Source organism: Pontibacter lucknowensis, from assembly GCF_900156415.1.
Lineage (GTDB): Bacteria > Bacteroidota > Bacteroidia > Cytophagales > Hymenobacteraceae > Pontibacter > Pontibacter lucknowensis.
The window spans coordinates 281,502-300,537 of sequence record NZ_FTNM01000005.1; the positions used below are offsets into that span (position 1 = coordinate 281,502).

Here is a 19,036-nt window from a genome sequence, read left to right on the forward strand (position 1 = left end):
GCTACTGCGTCCTCATCACATAGCCTATACCTACCACCGTGTGGATCAGGCGCGGGCTAAAGTCTTTGTCTATCTTCTTGCGGAGGTAGTTGATGTACACATCCACCACATTGGTGCCCATATCGAAGTCAGCGCCCCATACATGCTCCAGAATGTCCAGCCGTGGGAGCACCTTGCGTTTGTTCTTGATCAGGTACTCCAGCAGTTTGAACTCCCGCACAGTAAGCGCAATGACCTTGTTGTTGCGGGTCACCTCCATTGTGTCGAGGTTAACGCTTAAGTCCGCTATGGTCATCACATTCTGCTGCACCATACTTCTGCCCGATCTTCTCACGAGGCTCTGCATGCGTGCCCGAAGTTCAGCCAGGTTGAAAGGCTTCACCATATAGTCATCAGCCAGATTGTTAAAGCCAGCCACTATATCCTGTGTAGAACCCAAGGCAGATAAAATGAGAATTGGCGTATCGGGGTCTGCATCCCGGATGCTTTTGCAAACCTCTAGTCCGCTCATGCCGGGCACCATTACATCGAGTATGATCAGGTCATATTGGTTCAGCCCGGCCATCTTTACAGCCGTAAAGCCATCCATCGCCACCGCAAATTCAATTCCCTCACCTTCAAGCCCTCGTTTGACAAGAGAGACTACTTTGGGCTCGTCTTCTAAGAACAATACTTTCATAAATCAAAAACCGGTTAATGCAATTTCCCATTACGCAGAACACAGATCAGCTCTAATCAAAGCATCCTAAGCCTATATTAGTCAGACGAGACTTCTATTATATCGTTTAGGTCAAAATCATGGGAGATGGTCATATATTCGTATTATGAACAGCAGCACCAAAATAACAGGTTCGAACGAACATTTGGGGATTTGCTCCATAAAAGTCCATGCCAGAAGGTTCATGGACCTACAAGCCGTGTTTCTATACCTGCGCTTTAGTAACAAGCGATTCTATCCGTTGCAGCCCCGGTTTACATTGATCTTGAGCAATAACAGAGATAAAATGGCATAGTGCCTATTGGTATAGAAAGACACCCAACAAGGCTGTAGATGCCCTATACATAAAAAACAAAAAAAGCCCCGCCGGTTTATCACCAGCGGGGCTTTCTGCTTAGGATTGTGGAGATGCAGGGATTCGAACCCTGGTCCAGACAAGGAAATCGACGGGCTTTCTACATGCTTAGACTTATTCGGATTGTCGGGAGCTTGCAAGTATAAGTCAAACTTATGCGCACTCCTTAGATGCTTTATTTCGCCTGTGCACCGCACCTTTACACAGACTAGTAAATCGGATCGAAGCCTCGTATGTGCAAGCAGATTCACGAAACCTGCACGAGACTATGGCTAGTGCTTAATACCTAGATTAAGCAGCCATGGCGTAGTTATATTCGCCAGTTATTGTTCGAACGGATTTTTAACAGGTGGTACGTTCATCACCCGACATGCTTACACGCAATCTGCACAAGCTGTCAATTCCAGTCATCCCCATAAATTAAAGAACGTCGTATTCCTACGCATTATACTTCAAGAAGTATGCCACAAATATAAGCAATTTGCGGCATACTTCTATCTGTTTTCTGTGTATAGAACACAATTAACTGGTTCTAGGTTTCATGCTTGCGTAGCCTTTTACTTTACGGTCAGCATTTCCTGCTTTGTCATTTTAGGCGCTTCGTACAGGTCAATCAGGGAGTGCGTGTACTTAAGGTATTCCATCGGGTACTTTATCTGAAACACCTTCGGGATGTTAGCGCCGGCAGGCACCAGCATCAGAGAAGACTTTCCGTCGATCTTTTCGCGCTGCAGGGCTATACCTTCGCGGTTGTCGAACTTCACGTCGAAGTAGTACAGGTATGGGTATACCCAGCTCACGTATTTGCTCTTGGAAGTACCCGATAGGCTTCTAATCTCCAGCGCTTCGTAGTTAGTGGCAATTGCCTGCTGGAATTCCACTGCGTTGAGTGGCACGTTGTTGAGCACTGGCATTACGTCGAACTGGCCGTCGAGCATTACCCATTTGTTCAGGTCCGGCAAGAACACCTCCAGTACCACGTGACCAGCTCCGTATTCTATGGTTTCAACCTCCTTCATTTTCAGACCCATGGTGCGGGCAGGCAGGTCAATTGCATTCAGAGCAGCTGTCGTTACGATGCCGTATTCCACGCAGCGGAAGTTCTTGCCCTCTTTCACCTCGGCCAGAATGGTCAGGGCATCAGGGCTGCTTGGCTCGTTCATGCCATCGTGCTTCCACTGGCGGTGTACCCAATTCACAATACGCAGCGCCTTTTCAGTATCGTTTTTAGCACCGGCTACTAGCGCATCCAGCTGGTACTGCTTGCGCAGCGTTTGCAAAAACTCGTTATTCTGATTCTGCTCGTACAGGAAGGTATAGCCCGACACTTCCTGCGCCTTGTTGAATTTCAGAGCTTCGTGGCCGTAACCTTTAAACTTAGTCAGGGCATAGTCTTCCTCGTTGAGCTGCACATAGAACCGGTACGACTTACCCGGCTTCACCTGGAAAGAAATAGAGTCCAGGTCGGTACGGAACATCACATACGTTTTCTTGTTGTGCACCGGCACCAACATTACATCAGGCGAAAGCTCTGGCATAATGCTCCAGGTACCTTTTGTCCACTCCTTACCGATCTTATAGTCGGCTTTGGCAGCGTTGGCTTTGATTACAGGCAGGCCTTTGTACTTCTGCTGCGCTAAGGCAGGCATGGCCAACACGAACAACACGAACAGGATTGATGATAACTTTTTCATAATTTTATTTTGCGCTTAATACTGTGTTATAGATGATTTTTTATTTCGCTTTTATGTGATCTTTATCTTTCTCTTACCTGCGGGCTTGGTCTCAACGCTATACCTGCTGGCCTGCTGAAAGAGTATAAGAAAGATCGGTGCCAAAAAAACACAAAATGCTATAAATCAATAAATTAACTATAAATAAAATACATACCTGTTCGCTTTCGATACACCTGCATCTGACACATCTGTGCGTTTCTGAGACAATCTTTTACCTACCGGTTCGTCGCACAATTTCTGCTGCCAACAATAGCTACCAAATAAAAAAACCCTGCAAGCTGGTTGCTTGCAGGGTCTGTTTCTGACCTGATCAATCGCTCAGTCCAAAATGCTGTGCTGTTTTATCGTTTTGCCTGTAGCTCTTTGCTCCAGTCTAACATCTCTGTATACAGTTCGTCTATGCTTATCTGTGGATTATCCTTGTAGAGTGAGATCAGCTTCTGGTTAAAATCACCGAACCGGGCAAAGCCTCTACTTTGCTCCATCTGGCGTTCCATCAAAGGTATAAACGTAGCAACATCCTCGGCAGAGAACTTGTCCAGGCAGTAGAGCGAATAGATACCCCAGGTCATGTACTCGTTGAACACGTTGTAAGGCGAGCTGTAGGCGCTGGTACCATTCATTTCCACAACCCACTTTCCTCTGTCTGAAAAAATCTCGTTAATCTGTTTAATGTACTTGTCTGATGTCGGATTCACGAAATTGTGATCGATTTCTGTGAATACCACACGCGTTTCCAGCATCTCATTTACCTGTGTGTTATATTGAGAATCGGACTCGGCTCTGCATACGAACATTACTGTTTGGCTAAAGCCATTATCTTCGAAACTTTGGGTAGCATGCGCACCACCCACCAGGGGAGAAAACGTAACACGGTAGTTTCCATACTTAAATCTAAACTTACTCTCCAGCCAGGCCTGCATCTGGTCTATCGGATTCAGGGAGCGGTAAGTCTTTATCAACTCGTTATAATATGGCTGGTGCCGCTTGTAGAATTTTCGAAAATCAGACTTTTGGGCAAAGTCCTCAATCAATGCAAGATTGGCTTTGATGGGGTCGTCCTGATTATCAAAACCCATTTTCTGAATGATGCCTTCGTTTTTAATGTTGCCTTTTTTATCGAACACGTAGGCGCAGGCATTCATTTTCATGGCATAGTAGTACCAGTAGCTGTCATTGTCGAACACCTCCGTAATGTGCTTGTTTACCACATCCATAACAGGGTGATTCTTGTACGGTGAGAAATGCGCCATCACCTCTCTATAGTAGGGTGTGGTCATATCCACCATGTTCGAGTCCTGCTGCCCTATGGTGGATATGGCCACCAGAATGTTTGCCAGTTCGTGCACTTCTGGCACCTCTACCGCAAATTTGCCTTGATGCTCACGAATGTACTTCTCCGTAAAGTTTACGTTCTTAGGCACATCCACTATTCCGGCAATGGCTTTATCATGCCCTGCCTGCCATATATAGCCAGCAGATAGGACGCAGGCTAATGCTACTCCCAAAGTATATTTCAGGATCTTCTTCTTCATGGTTTAGCTAAAAGTAGGTTTGGTTTATTTTGATGCCAGCTTCTGTCCTTTTAAGTGCTTAAGCGCACGCTCCAGTACCGGATCTTTCTTCTGGATGTAGTCCTGCAGCGTCCTTTTCACTTCTATGTCAGGCTTTACACCATAGCCCACAAACTCACGGCCGTCGGGGTAGGTGTCCTTCTTCGTACAGATCCTGGCTCCACCTCCTCCAGGCAGATCAAATATAAAAGGCTGGCCTGTGCTCCCAAAGGAGTTCTCGCCAATTTTGGTCATGTGCTTCTGGTTGTCGGCGTAGATCAGGAAATCTTCGGCGGCAGAAGCTGTGTTGTGCCCGATGAGTATGGCGGTAGGCACAATTACCTTATCGTTCTGTTTTACTTTATTCTGGGCCGGACTGTAGTCAAACTCATGCATCAGCCTGTCCTGGAAAGCGTTCAATGATTTAGCGGCCCAGGCATTATCAACCGTATCTTTTGGAGCTGTAAATGCACCCCATGCTTTATAGCTAGCCAGGTGTTGGCGTGTGGAGTTTTTCGAACCGTACAGCAGCGTATCGGGGCTTAGGTAATCGAGTATCTCACGGCCTATGGTGGTAGAACCGCCGCCGTTGGAGCGCAGGTCTATTATCAGGACTTTCGCTTTGCGCAGCTCCGGAAGCTTCTCCAGGAACAGCTCATTTATCTTCGGATCATGGAAGCCATTCAGGGCCAGGTGTGCTGTCTGGTCGGGATACCACTTCAGGGTCAGCAGCTCCCGCTTTTCAACGGAAGGGAATACTTCCTTTTCGGCAGTTTTGTCATGCGTCAGTGTCAATGCTTTCACCTTACCTTTCGGGGTTCTGTAGGTGATGTCATACTTTTCCCCTTTCAGACCTTTCAGCATATTACTAACGGCCCAATCCATCAGCACATAATCCGTAGAAGAGGAAATATAAGGCAACACGTGCTGCTTCAGATAGTCCGCTGTCGGCTGTCCGTTCACCTCAATTATCTCACTGCCCACCGGCACCTCATCTTTTATGCTAAGGTTGGTCCTTGTGACAATGGCTTTGTTATCGATGTTGCTCAGGAAAATCCTGTACTTGCCAAACATGTCGTTGTACAGCAGGGTATCGATGCTTTTCGGGAAATAGATGTTGGTGTGACCGTCGTTGAGCAGGGCACAGAACTTCTGCAGCTCGCGGTAGTACTCGTAATCGTTTTTGGTGTGCTGCACGATGTTGATCGCCTCACGGTAGGCATTGTCCCACTTGGTCCGGTCCACCTTATCTAGGTATACGAAATTATAATTTGCTTCCTGCCAGAACTTCGACAGCCCGTATACCTTATCAGCAGCAGACAGCGTGTTAGGAATCTGGGCTTTCGTGACAAAGCCTGTTAGCAACATCAGCAATAATAGAAACTTTTTCATAGGGTTATTTTATACTTTTGGCTTGATTTTACATGAATGACTTACTCCGTCCGCAGCGAACCGATCGGGTCGGCCATGGCTGTTTTGATGGCGTGAAAACTGAGTGTAAACATGGCGATGATGATGGTGGCAGCAAAGGCTGATGCAAAGATCCACCAGCTAAGCTCAGTGCGGTGGGCATAATCGCTGAGCCAGGAGTTCATCATGTACCAGCTCAAAGGCAGCGCAATGACATTGGCAATGAGCACCAGCTTCAGGAAGTCTTTGCTGAGCATGAATACGATACCCGACACTGACGCACCCAGTACCTTGCGCACACCGATCTCCTTCTTGCGCTGCTCCGCTGTAAACAACGCCAGCCCAAACAGACCGAGGCAGGAAATCACGATGGCTATACCTGCAAAATAATTGGTCAGCTTTGCGATGATGACCTCACTCTTGTATATGCGTTCAAAAACATCATCCAGGAAGTGATACTCAAAAGGGAAAGCCGGATTATACTTTTGCAACACTCCTTCAATGTCGGCAAGCGCACTTGATGTGTTTCCGGGCTCTACTCTGGCATACAGGTAGCTAACGTTATCCGGATCAAGCTTGATGATAAGAGGAGCAGCACCAACCTGCATTCTCCTGGATTGGAAATTCTCGATCACGCCAATAATGCGTCCTTCCACGCCCCACAACTTAAGCCACTGGCCCACTGGCTCACTCATCTGCATCAGCCGTACTGCCTCTTCGTTTATGACATAGTTGGCAGTGTCTGCGCCAAAGTCTTTTGAGAAGGTCCTTCCTTCTTTCAACCTCATACCCATGGCCTCAATTAATCCGTAGTCTACGTGCATGAAGTCTATCAGCACATCTGCTCCGGACTCCTTCCCCTTCCACTCCACATCGCCTGTGTTAGACCCCATCCACAGTGGGTTCTGGTCTGATGCCGCTACTGCCGAAACACCATTTATTTTCAGCATGTCTTGTTTTATAACTTCGAGGCGGTCTCGTATTTGTCCTTCTATAGGTATGAGCACCACGTTTTCACGCTGCAGACCGATGTCTTTGGTGCGAATGAAATGCAGTTGCAGGTATACAACCAGCGTACACACGATCAGCAATGCCGACAGCATGAACTGGAACACCACCAGTCCTTTGCGGAAGAGGGTAACACGATCGTTGAGCTTCACCGTGCCTTTGAGCACCACCACCGGATCGAAGGAGGACAGGAAGAAGGCCGGATAGCTGCCCGACACAATGCCGGTGAACAAAGCAACTCCTACGAGCAGCAGGATAAGTTCTGGGTCGGTCAGATCAAAAACTACAGCCTTTCCTGTGAGCTCATTAAAAGCCGGAACCAGCATGCCTGTCAGGTTGGCGGCAATAAATAGCGCCAGAAATGCGATCAGCACAGATTCTATCATAAACTGCCGCACCAGTGAGCCTTTGCTGGCGCCGATGGCTTTACGAACGCCTACCTCTTTAGCCCGCTTGGCGGATCGTGCTGTTGCCAGGTTCATAAAATTGATGCAGGCAATCAACAGCAGGAAAACAGCCACTACCGAGAAGAGCCTGACATACATGATCACCCCGCTCTCTGTTTTCCCTTTCCGGAAGTCGGAGTACAGACGAATATCTTTTAAAGGCTGCACAAACAAGTCTGTATCACGGGTGCCTTTATCGCCCTGTTTCAGGAAGAGCTTGATCTTGTCGTTGAAAGCTTCGACATCTACCCCCGGCTGTAGCTGCACATAGGTCCGTATGGAGTAGTTGCCCCATTCATTGATCCAACTATGTTGCGCTTCGTAATCCACAAAAGGCATGATATAGTCAAACTGAAGGGAAGAGTTTTTCGGCACTGTGTGCATCACGCCCGATACGGTATAGCTTTCGATATCATTCAGCTTCATCATGTTGCCTACCACCTCGGTAGTTCCGAATAATTTTCGGGCCAGGCTATCGCTGATGACTACTGACTTAGGTTGCATGAGTACTTGTGCTGCGTCACCGTGCAGCAGCGGGAAAGAGAATACCTGAAAGAAGGTGGAGTCTGCATAGTAGCCTTTTCCCTTTATTGCCTTCTCTTCATAGCTGAACAGGTTTTCCTGATCCCAGGTCACGCGAATGGCATGCTGCACCTCCGGCAGTCCCTGCTGCATGGCCGGCCCCAACCTGCCCGGTCCGGACTCAGTCGTCAGGTCATCGGAGCCAGGGTAATGCTGCCTTCCCATCACCCGGTATAACTGATCCACATTGGCATGAAAACGGTCAAAACTTAACTCATCCTTCACCCACAGCAGGATCAGGATGCTACAGGTCATACCCAGGGCAAGTCCAGAGACGTTGATCAGGGAGAAACCTTTGTGCCGCAGCAGGTTGCGGTAAGCCATTTTGAGGTAGTTCGTCAGCATACTATTCGTCATCAAATCATCAAACTCTTTTCTCAGGATACCAATCAGCATAGGAGTGAGCAGTTAGTATGCAAAAGGGCAAGAAATAAAAATGCCACAATCAAAAACCGCTGATTTAAAGGCACTTACCAAAACACCATCCTATCAATGTGTCCGCTTCCGATACACATACTGACGATACACCTGTGCGCTTTCGCAACATATGGTGCAGGGCGCAAAAAACTGGCTTTACCTAAGGTAAAATTGCGAAATACTAATTATCTTCGAATTGAAATTTAACTTTTGCATATGGCTGCAGTTAAAAACGGACGGGTATTGGTAGTCGACGATGAGACAGATGTGCTCTTCGCCATGAAAATGTTGCTGAAGGCGGAGGTAAAGGAGGTCGTAACGGAGAAAAACCCGGAGAACCTGATGAGGCTGCTGGATAAGGAGCGTTTCGATGTCATCTTCCTGGATATGAACTTCAAGAGCGCGCTGCACACCGGCAACGAAGGCATCTACTGGCTCAGCCGAATACGTGAGAAAGACCCTAACGCCACCGTGATCCTGATCACAGCTTATGGTGATGTAGAACTGGCCGTGCGCTCACTCAAAGAAGGCGCTTACGATTTTATAGTGAAGCCCTGGCACAACGACAAGCTGCTCGAGACCCTGCACCATGCCCTGGAGTCCAAGCAGCTGAAACAGAAAGGCCAGGCTGCGAAGCTCAAAACTGACAATGCTATACCTATACTTGGTGAGTCTGACGCCATACGGGAGGTGCTGTATAAGATCGACAAGATAGCGCCTACAGAAGCCAATGTATTGATACTGGGTGAAAACGGCACTGGCAAAGAGCTGGTGGCTCGGGCATTGCACCAGAAGTCTTTCCGGGCCGACAAGCCATTTGTAAGTGTAGATGTCGGTGCTCTAACCGATTCACTGTTCGAGAGTGAGTTGTTCGGCTATAAAAAAGGGGCTTTTACGGATGCCAAGGAAGACCGCATCGGTCGCTTTGAGGCTGCCAATGGTGGCACGCTGTTTCTGGATGAGATCGGTAACATTTCACTGCCCATGCAGGCTAAGCTGCTCACCGTGCTGCAAAACCGACAGGTAACACCGCTGGGTTCTAATCAGCCTATACCTGTTGATATCCGACTGATCACGGCGACCAATGCGCCCATCTACCAGTTGGCAGCCCAGAACCAGTTCCGCAAAGATTTGATCTACCGTATCAACACGGTGGAGATTTTGCTGCCTCCTTTGCGCGAACGCGGTGCCGACGTGGAGTTACTGGCACAGCACTTTGCCGCTTACTACGCCCCTAAAAATCATAAGGCTATACCTGCGTTCGACCCTGCTACGCTCAAGAAGCTGCGACAGCACGCCTGGCCGGGTAACATCCGTGAGCTACAGCATGCTGTGGAGCGGGCCATCATCATGGCTGAAGGCAATGTGCTACAGCCACAGGACTTCAGCTTCTCGGCCATGGAGTTTGATGCACCTCAGACTACACCTGCCGGTGCACTGGTGTTTGACCAGCAGATGCCGCTCAGCGAGATTGAACGGGAGACGATCCGCCGTGTGATTGAGAAGAACAAAGGCAACATTTCCAAATCAGCCAAAGAACTGGGGCTTACCCGTACCGCCCTGTACCGCCGCCTGAACAAGCATGAAATTTAAGCGCCTCGAGTTTGGCCTGCTGATCCGGTTCATCCTGCTGCTGGGCATGATGCTGCTGACTTCGCTATACCTGGTGAAGTTCACCTGGCTGCAGGTTGGGTCTGGCATCCTGGTCATGCTGGCGCAGGTATGGGAGTTGGCCAACTACGTCACCCGAAGCAATTACGAGATGGCTAAGTTCCTGCAGGCAGTCAGGCAGCGGGACTTTACGCAGCAGTTCAACGAAAACCCATCCAATCACTCACTACGGCCCCTCCACCAGGCTTTCAACCAGATCAGCCATACCTTTAAGCAGCTGCAGATCGAGAAAGAGGCGCAGTTTCACTACATGCAGACCATCCTGCAGCTGATTGACACCGGCATCATGGCCTATGACGAGGAGGGGCAGGTAGAATGGGTGAACGATGCTTTTAAGAAGATACTAGGTATACCGCATCTCAAAAGTCTCGACAACCTGGAGCGTCGCTACCCACAGCTGCTGGAGGCGATCCTGGAGCTGCAGCCCGGAGAGAACAAACTGCTGAAGCAAAAGCTACCCCAAGGCACCACCCAGCTGCTCCTCTCCGCTACCGCTTTCAGCATGCAAAACCATCACCTCACGTTGGTTGCCATCAAGAACGTGAGTTCTGCCGTGGATGAAACTGAAACGGAAGCCTGGCAAAAACTGCTGCGTGTAATGACCCACGAGATCATGAACTCGGTGGCACCCATTGCATCGCTGGCCGACTCGCTGGGCAAGCACCTGCAGGCGGAGCGCGAAGAGCAGGAAGCACAGGGGCAGCTACTGCCGAACCACGAGCTGCTGCAGGACACGGAGGAGGGAATCGCTATCATCAGGAAGCGAAGCGAAGGCTTGCTGCGCTTTGCCCACTTCTACCGCAACCTCAACAAGTCGCAGCAAATCCTGCTGACCACTGTTTATGTGAAGGAGCTGTTCAACAGCATCAATGCCCTTATGCGTCCCCGACTGGAGGAACAAGGTATAGCCCTCAGCTGCCAGGTGTCGTCGCCGGACCTGACCCTGAACGGCGATGTGAATCTACTGGAGCAAGTGCTGATCAACCTCATCCTGAATGCGGCACGTGCTGTAAAAGAGGTGGCGGAACCACAGGTATGGCTAACTGCCGGTGAGTTGGAAAACGGCAAGGTATACATCCAGGTACGGGACAATGGAACAGGTATACCCGAAGAACTGATGGAAAGTATTTTCATCCCGTTCTTCACCTCTCACAAAGACGGCTCAGGTATAGGCCTCAGCCTGGCCAAGCACATCATGCTGCTGCACAAAGGCTCCATTCAGGTCGAGTCGCAGGAGGGCGTGGGCTCTGTCTTTACCCTTACTTTCTAGCACAGCACACTCATTACTAACCATTTACTTTCTCTTCCGTTCATAGGCAAACGAGTATATACCGCCTACCAAATACTCTTGTCTTATGAAAAGCGCTTCCTTACAGCAGCAGGTGACTGCCATGCTGGCTACAGCCAATATCAAGGTCAATGGTCCTGATCCCTGGGACCTGCAGGTGCATGATGATCGCTTCTACAAACGGGTGCTTAGCCAGGGCTCCCTGGGTCTGGGTGAGGCCTACATGGACGGTTGGTGGGACTGTACGCGGATAGACGAGTTTGTAAACAAAGTCATGCGGGCAGATCTGTACAGAAGGACTAGGTTTGGCTGGCGGACGGTGCTGGAAGTGCTACTGGCTAAGGCGCTGAACCTGCAGGCCAGAGGAAGAGCGGCACGCAATGCCCAACGCCACTACGACATTGGCAACGGCCTCTACCAGCGCATGCTCGACAAACGCCTGGTATACAGCTGCGCCTACTGGAAAGAGGCTGACAATCTGGACCAGGCCCAGGAGCACAAGCTCGACCTCGTCTGCCGCAAACTACGGCTGCAGCCCGGACAGCGGGTGCTTGACATTGGCTGTGGTTGGGGAAGCTTTGCCAGGTATGCGGCCGAAAGGTATGGCGTGGAAGTGGTGGGCGTAACGGTATCGCGGGAGCAGGCGGCGCTGGCTCGGGAACTTTGCAAAGGACTACCCATCGAGATCCGGCTGCAGGACTACCGCGACGTGCGAGAGCAGTTCGACCACGTGGTCTCGATCGGTATGGCCGAGCATGTAGGCCTCCGCAACCACCGCACTTATATGCAAACAGCTGCCCGCTGCCTCAAAGACGATGGACTTTTCCTGCTGCACACAATCGGCGTCAACTTCTCTAAAACAGCACCCGATCTTTTCATTGACCGGTATATCTTCCCGAACTGCCTGATCCCTTCGCTGCGGCAACTCACGGGTGCCATGGAGCACATCTTTGTGGTGGAGGACCTGCACAACTTCGGCCCTGACTACGACCGCACCCTGATGGCCTGGCATCATAACTTCATCCAGCATTGGCCAGCGTTACAGGGAGAATATGGGGAGCGCTTCTACCGGATGTGGAACTACTACCTGCTCTCCAGCGCTGGTTCTTTTCGTGCCCGCAACAACCAGCTGTGGCAGTTTGTGCTCTCCAAGAAAGGTATACCTGGCGGTTACGAAGCAGTGCGTTAGGTATATGGATCAGGTATAGCAAGTCAGAATCTGATCTGTTAAATCCCTACAAAAAAAAGGGCAGTTTGAACAGCTGAGGGGGGCAACTGCAGTGCCGCTTACAAGCTTTACTTAAAAAGCAAAGGCCGGCGAAATGAATCACCGGCCCCGCCTCGTTAGGATAGTTAAACACGCATTATTTTTGCATCACAATTCGGATAAAGGACACGCCTTCATCTGTCACCAGTCTGGCGATGTACATACCACCAGCCAGCTTGCCTTTCTCGAACTGGTAAGTTTTATGCTCACCCGCTCTGCCATTGCCTTGCGCCAGCACGGTAACCACAGAACCTCGCATATCCAGTACTTCCAGCTTGTAGCTGCCGTCCTGCGTCAGCGTGAAGCCGATGTCAGTCTTAGCACCGAACGGGTTAGGCACAGCACGCAGGGACATTTTCTCAGCGCTGATCTCTGCTTTGGCAGTAGCGGTTGCCGTCGCAGCCAGTCCGCAGTCACCCAAGCTTCCTTTAGCAGCTGTCAGCAGGTATGGCACTGCATTCGGAGCCACGCACTCAGCTACACCATCTACACATACCAGCACTTTGTCTTTCTTCTTGCCATCGCCGCAGCGCACATCTACCACCGTGATTGTGATCGACTGATGCTTGATGCAGCCATCGCCGTTCACGGCACGCACAGTGAAGGTATAAGTACCCGCTGCTTTCGGAGTGAAGATGACACTGGCACCTGTCGTTGCGCTCAGGCCTTCTGCACCGCTCCAGGTATACTCGTTGTCAGCATCGCCGCCAGCCTGCAGACGCACGTTCTGCGGACCGTAACCCAGGTATAGGTTTGATGCGACACCGCCTGTGTATACATCAGAAGTAGCTACTGCATCAAGTGTTAGAGGAGTTGTACAGGCGTAAGTTTCCGGCAGATCAAATGCCTCTACCTGGTCAAAGCGATTGAGGTTAGAACCCTGGTCGGCACTAAAGCCCAAACCTCTCCTGGCAAATACTTTCCAGATCAGTTCCTGGTTAGCTCCCTCGTAGTTCTGACGGTCAGCCAGCAGGATCGCATCACGACCATCTACAAAGCCAGGACGACAAGCCTGCAGTTTCAGTCCGTCGATCACCAGTTGCATGGCCATGTTGTTGCCACCTTTGCCATTGTAAAGATCAGCATCAAAGCCGTACTTGTCGATCAAGGCCCATGTCATATCCCACAGCATGGTAGACCATACAAAACCAACGCCGTGCGGTTGGCTGATCGCTGCATTGTTAGTAGAAGCATAGGTATGCGGGTTCACACCGAAGTCAGTAGAATAAGGGGCAGGCCGGATGCCGGGGCCGTCTGTAGGCTGGCCTTTGGCATAAGTTCCGATGCCTCTTACTTTGGCACCTGTGTCACCTGGCTTCATGGTCATCATCAGGCCAAACCAGTCGCTCCAGCCTTCGCCCATCTGCTCGGCGTTGTTGAGGCAGTTTGCAACCGTGCGCCCACCAGTCAGACGGTTTGAGATACCATGGCCATACTCGTGCACGATAATACCGTTGTCGAAGTCACCATCCAGTTCAGGTCTGCCATCATCTTTCAAACGAACGATCACTTCTTCACCAGCATCCATACGGGCTCTGAGCAGGGCGCCTGCCTCCTGGCTGATCATGACAGCAGGTATAGTGATTGGCATTGTTGGCGTTCCACCCATCGCGATTGGGTCTCCGGGAGCATTGTTGATCACAATCACAGCAATGGCGCCTGCCAGCTGAGCGGCTTCCACTTTCTCCGTGAATGGACAGTTTCCTCTATACGCCACGGCGATGTTACCCGCTACGGCTGTAGTATTTGTCAGTGCGCCACAGCCTTCCTGCGGTAGTCCTACTGTGCCTTGTCCTACCACGAGTTTACCTACTACAGGGTCTGAGTTGAGTTTTCGTGCCCATGCTGCTTCTGTTGCCGGGTAGCTACCAGCCACTGACGACGGAGAGGTTACGGAAACCATGTCGGCATCAGGGGGGCTGCTCCACAGGTACATCTGCATACGGGGAGCGATGCCATCGACGTTAGTGGCAAAGTTTGCATTGTTGCGGGAGGTACCGTTTCGGTTATCCTGCGCTTCGGCTAGCACCGGATCACCTTGTGAACCACCTCTGCCATAGTTATTGAGCTGGAAGTTACCGCTGGCCTCGTCGAAGCCATACTGATACCATACGTCGTGTACCACGTTGTTCCAATAGAACAGGTTTGTGATAGCGGCATCGCGGTTGGCAACCGGCTGCTTGTTGAAATCGATCGGGAAGTCAAAGCTCAGCTCAGAGCCACCATCCGGGCTATAATTCGTACTCCAGCTGTTATTGTTATTCGGGTCTTCGTAGGCATACACGTTGTTGCCGCGGGTTCTCGTTTCGGTGTGCCAGCCTTGAGGTGACGCCAGTTGATTCGCGGCAGAAGTGCTCACCATGGAACGTGGTCCGTGGCTAGGGCTCTCCACCGGCATCGCGAATACGTTGTAGGCATTGGAAACCCGCACAATACTTGCCTGCGGTGCCGCTACATAGGGTGATGCGGTGGTGTGGCTATGATCGTCGTGCAGAAACTTGCCTCCCGGACCATCATTCTCAAACTGGCAGTGCACCACCATGTTGTCTTTGTCCAACACAGCGCCCGTTGTGGCATCAAGCCGGAGATTCCACCAGTTCTGGCCATCCAGTTCATAGATCGAAACTTCCCAGGCCAGGCGCAGGCTGCCGTCTTCCATAGGTTGGTATACCAGTTTGGCAGGTATAGGCTCCAGAGAGATACCTGCTTTGGAAAAGGTAACCGCTCTGTTTCGGCCATTGCCTCGCTCCTGCACCGTGAGCGGCTCCTTCATGGCTATACCCAGGTGCTGTGCTGCAGCGGCCACGGCTCCTGCTGCATCCAAACCAGGCTGGTTTGACTTCGCTCGCTTGCCTACCTGCTTCTGCAATCGGTTGCCCATGGTGAGCACACGACCCTCTTTACTCATGCTGATGTTTGTCACCGCACCATGCACTTCAATGCCTCTGTAGAGCTGCTTGATGTACAGGTGCTTCATGCCACTCTTTGGACTTTCAGTCTCACTGGCCAGTTCAAGCTCAGCTACATCTTCATCTTCCAGTTCGAGTTGCTTTTTGTTTTTCTGAATGTGATTCAGAGCGGCTTGCGGGACTGGTCTTTGGTCAGACCTCCCCTGCCCGAAGGCGGTAAAAGTGCCGGATAAGAACAGGACCAGCAGCAACAGCTGCCAGTGCAATTGTAAACGTGTTTTCATGCGCTAATTTTTAAGGGTTAGACAATCGAGGTTGGAAGACTCAGACTGTTGGAGCGGAATAAATAACTCCCTAAAAGTAAATAGCTTAGAGCATGAAAAACAGGAATAATTCAGAGCAGAAGTAACTATAAAATTAGCACGATAAAATTTAACTAATACGATACAAAAAGCCACAACAACTGCGGTGATCATTGTAAAGAAGTACCATTTAGCACACATAGTTTTATTCTTATATTTATATCTTAACTAAGATTTTCTACTATTTACTTTTAACTGTCTTGACCAGCACCCATTAAAAACGACACACAGATTAATTTAAATGGCTATTTTCCTGGTAATGAAGCTGCAAGAACAGGTATAGCATAAAGCAAGCAGGGCCGGTGAATTGCTTCACCGGCCCTGCTTCTTACTTAGTGTTATTGTTACCTCAGCAATAGCATGGTTCCCGATCGGGTACTGCCGCCATTCACAATTCTGTAGATGTACATGCCATTCTCACGGCCTTTCGCATTGAAGGTATTCTTATAAGTTTCACCTTGTTTTACATTTCCTTCGAACACTGTCTCCACCTCACGGCCTGTGATGTCATATACCTTGAGAATGGTATAACCCGTCTCTTTTGCCTTAAAGCTGATGGTGGTGCTTTCTGAGAATGGGTTAGGGTAGTTCAACAGAATCTCTCCGTTGTTCAGCTCAGAAGACCGCAAGGACTGATTTCCTGTCGCAGTAAGATTAAAGTTCTCAGGCAGATCAAAGGCCTCCACCTGGTCAAAGCGATAGTAGCTCAATCCCTGGCTGGCGCTGTAGCCTACACCTCTTCTGGCAAAGGCTTTCCAGATCAGTTCCTGGTTAGCACCTCCGTAGTTCAACTGATCAGCCAGCAGGATCGCATCGCGGCCGTCTACGAAGCCTGGGTAACAAGGCTGTAGTTTCAGACCGTCGATCACCAGTTGCATCGCCATATTGTTACCGCCGTTGCCATTGTAGAGGTCCTCATCAAAGCCGTACTGATCGATCAGGTCCCAGGTCATCTCCCAAAGGATAGTGGCAAACACAAAGCCGATGCCGTGCGGAGCTGACAAAGCAGAATTATTAGTCGCACCATAGGTATAGTTGTTTACGCTGAAGTCTGTGGTGTACGGAGCCGGTCTGATGCCGCGGCCGGTGGTTGGTTCACCTACCGCATAAGTACCTATACCTCTGATCTTCTCGCGGGTATCGCCTTTTTTCATGGTCATCATCAGGCCGAACCAGTCACTCCAGCCTTCACCCATCTGCTCAGTTGTCAGCACCATGCCGCCAGCCAGTACCTGTGTTGGCAAACAGGAGGTGGTGTTCGGACCGCCCGTCAGGCGGTTGGAGATACCATGACCGTACTCATGCACAATAATGCCGTTATCGAAGTCACCGTCGATCTCAGGGCCTGATCCGTCGTCTTTTAATGCCACGATAACCTCTTGGTTTGCATCAAGCAAGGCTCTGATACTTGCGCCTGTTACATCTGTTATCATGACAGAAGGGATGGTAATAAGCGCTGGATTAGTAGCACCAACCCCCATCACCGTAGGCGTGCCAGGAGCGTTGTTGATCACGATGACAGCTATGGCACCGGCGTTCTGAGCATTCAGTACTTTCACACCAAACTCACAGCTTCCTCTGTATACCACTGCTATGTTCCCTGCCATTGCACCTGCATTTGTCAGTGCATCGCAACCTTCAACCGGGTTACCGCTAGAGGCCGCCGCCAATACAAGTTTACCTGTGATCGGCGTTGAACTAAGTGGCGTCCCGAATGATGACTGCACTGCCAGGTAGCTGCCAGCAATAGAAGAAGGTGAAGTAACTCTGAACATGTCAGCATCGGGCTTGCCACTCCATAGGTACATCTGCATTCTTGGACGTCTGCCATCGATAGGTGTTGCAAAGTTGGCGTTGTTTCGCGAAACACCGTTCCTGTTATCCTGAGCCTCTGCCATTACATGGTCACCACCAAGACCACCTTTCCCAAAGTTGAAAGATTGGAAGTTGCCGCTTTCCTCATCGAAACCATATTTGTACCATACATCATGCACCAGGTTGTTCCAATAGAAAAGATTGGTGATAGCCGCATCCCGGTAAGCTTCCGGCTCCTGTGAGAAGTCAACCGGGAATTTGAAAACACGCTGGGTACCTCCATCAGGACTATGCCCGTGTACCACGTCTGCCCCATCGTCGGTGTTACTGGCGATATGACCAGTATTGTTAGGGTCTTCATAGGCATACACGTTGTTGCCACGGGTAATGGTATAGCTCATTTTATCGGTAGTATGCCAGCCGGAAGGCGACGCGACCCTGTCTGCTACGGCTGCGGCGTTCATCGGCTTTCTGCCGCCATGGCTTGGACTCTCAATCGGCATAGGGTATACCTCGTACAAGCCAGGTGTTTTCCCGTTGTTGACAGGTCCTGCTGCCTGAGCGTAAGGCGTCATATCCAGTTCCTGCACTGCTGGTGCAGCTGTTGTGTGACTATGGTTGGCATGCAGAAAGTCACCACCCGCTCCATCATTCTCAAACTGGCAGTGCACGACCATGTTATCCTTGTCCAGCAGTTCTCCCGTGCTGGCATCCACTCTGATGTTCCACCAGTTCTGAGCATCCAGTTCATAAATGGAAACCTCCCAGGCCAGACGCAGCGTCCCATCCAGCATGGGTTGATATACCAGTTTGGCAGGTATAGGCTCCAGTGAGATACCACCAGTAGAGAGCAGTACCTCTCTGTTTTTAGCGTTGGCACTTTCGAGCACCGTCAGAGATTCACTAACAGTAGTACCCAGATGACGGGCCGCCGCTGCCACGGCGCCGTTTGCATCAAGAGCAGGCTGCTTTCCATTGATTTTCTGGTTAATGTCCTCCTGGAAGCGATTACCAACTGTTACCACCTCACCACGGCTGTTCACACTGATGTTTGTAATAGCTCCATGAATCTCAATACCATCCACTTGCTGTTTGATGTAGTAGTGTTTTAGACCACTTTTTTTACTTTCAGACTCACTGCTCAACTCCAGATCAGCTACATCCTTGTCTTTTACTTTTAGCTTCGCTTTGTTTTTGTTGATGTGATCAAGTGCTACCTGGGGTACTTGCTTTTTACCGGCAGGCCTTTTCCCTTGCGCAAAAGAGACGGTGGATCCGAACAGCATAGCCACAATGAGGACTAGCTGCAAATACATGCGTAATGCTCTGGTCATAGTTAATAATTTAAGTTAGGAATAAAAGAATAATGGATAGAATTTTACTACGCCATTTAATTACTATAGTTATATTATAATACTTTATTTTATAAAATAATTTTACATACTAACTTATTGAGCTCCAACTAACTATTGCATAAGCAATACTATATTTCTATATAT

The 19,036-nt window shown here is 49.9% G+C and carries 10 protein-coding genes and 1 other RNA gene; 3 read left to right on the forward strand and 8 right to left on the reverse strand.

Annotation, left to right across the window (positions count from 1 at the left end; translation table 11 throughout):
- Position 1 precedes the first annotated feature (1 nt).
- The 6 genes from BW972_RS16175 to BW972_RS16200 all read right to left on the reverse strand — a co-directional run bounded on the left by BW972_RS16175 (position 2) and on the right by BW972_RS16200 (position 8,204).
- The gene (locus BW972_RS16175; RefSeq protein WP_007653308.1) at positions 2-679 is read right to left on the reverse strand and encodes a response regulator transcription factor; all 678 of its coding nucleotides are present in this window, start codon (positions 677-679) and stop codon (positions 2-4) included.
- A gap of 439 nt (positions 680-1,118) precedes the next feature.
- Positions 1,119-1,488, reverse strand: a transfer-messenger RNA (tmRNA) gene (gene ssrA, locus BW972_RS16180).
- Positions 1,489-1,630: 142 nt separating this feature from the next.
- Positions 1,631-2,767, reverse strand: a complete 1,137-nt coding sequence (locus BW972_RS16185; protein WP_007653307.1) for a transglutaminase-like domain-containing protein — start codon at positions 2,765-2,767, stop codon at positions 1,631-1,633.
- 383 nt (positions 2,768-3,150) lie between these two features.
- The gene (locus BW972_RS16190; protein ID WP_076422872.1) at positions 3,151-4,344 is read right to left on the reverse strand and encodes a DUF4932 domain-containing protein; all 1,194 of its coding nucleotides are present in this window, start codon (positions 4,342-4,344) and stop codon (positions 3,151-3,153) included.
- A 24-nt stretch (positions 4,345-4,368) separates the two neighbouring features.
- A complete protein-coding gene (locus BW972_RS16195; protein ID WP_076422873.1) occupies positions 4,369-5,754 on the reverse strand; it encodes a S41 family peptidase in 1,386 nt (461 codons plus the stop codon).
- A 41-nt stretch (positions 5,755-5,795) separates the two neighbouring features.
- Positions 5,796-8,204 (reverse strand): ABC transporter permease, encoded by a 2,409-nt coding sequence (locus tag BW972_RS16200; protein WP_083674226.1) that lies wholly within the window; start codon positions 8,202-8,204, stop codon positions 5,796-5,798.
- Positions 8,205-8,441: 237 nt separating this feature from the next.
- Here BW972_RS16200 and BW972_RS16205 point away from each other — a divergent pair, with 237 nt between their 5' ends.
- The 3 genes from BW972_RS16205 to cfa all read left to right on the forward strand — a co-directional run bounded on the left by BW972_RS16205 (position 8,442) and on the right by cfa (position 12,373).
- Positions 8,442-9,818 carry a sigma-54-dependent transcriptional regulator gene (locus BW972_RS16205; RefSeq protein ID WP_076422875.1) on the forward strand — a complete coding sequence of 459 codons (1,377 nt, stop codon included), beginning with the start codon at positions 8,442-8,444 and terminating at the stop codon, positions 9,816-9,818.
- Positions 9,808-11,166 (forward strand): sensor histidine kinase, encoded by a 1,359-nt coding sequence (locus BW972_RS16210; RefSeq protein WP_076422876.1) that lies wholly within the window; start codon positions 9,808-9,810, stop codon positions 11,164-11,166. Before BW972_RS16205 ends, BW972_RS16210 begins: the two co-directional genes overlap by 11 nt.
- 85 nt (positions 11,167-11,251) lie before the next feature.
- The gene (gene cfa / locus BW972_RS16215; RefSeq protein ID WP_076422877.1) at positions 11,252-12,373 is read left to right on the forward strand and encodes a cyclopropane fatty acyl phospholipid synthase; all 1,122 of its coding nucleotides are present in this window, start codon (positions 11,252-11,254) and stop codon (positions 12,371-12,373) included.
- A 175-nt stretch (positions 12,374-12,548) separates the two neighbouring features.
- On the opposite strand, the gene BW972_RS16220 is transcribed toward cfa, so the two are convergent.
- Together BW972_RS16220 and BW972_RS16225 are read right to left on the reverse strand one after the other, a co-directional pair.
- Complete coding sequence (locus tag BW972_RS16220) at positions 12,549-15,644, reverse strand: T9SS-dependent M36 family metallopeptidase (RefSeq protein ID WP_234986414.1); 3,096 nt, start codon at positions 15,642-15,644, stop codon at positions 12,549-12,551.
- A 422-nt stretch (positions 15,645-16,066) separates the two neighbouring features.
- Positions 16,067-18,871, reverse strand: a complete 2,805-nt coding sequence (locus BW972_RS16225; RefSeq protein WP_143732116.1) for a T9SS-dependent M36 family metallopeptidase — start codon at positions 18,869-18,871, stop codon at positions 16,067-16,069.
- Positions 18,872-19,036: the final 165 nt, after the last annotated feature.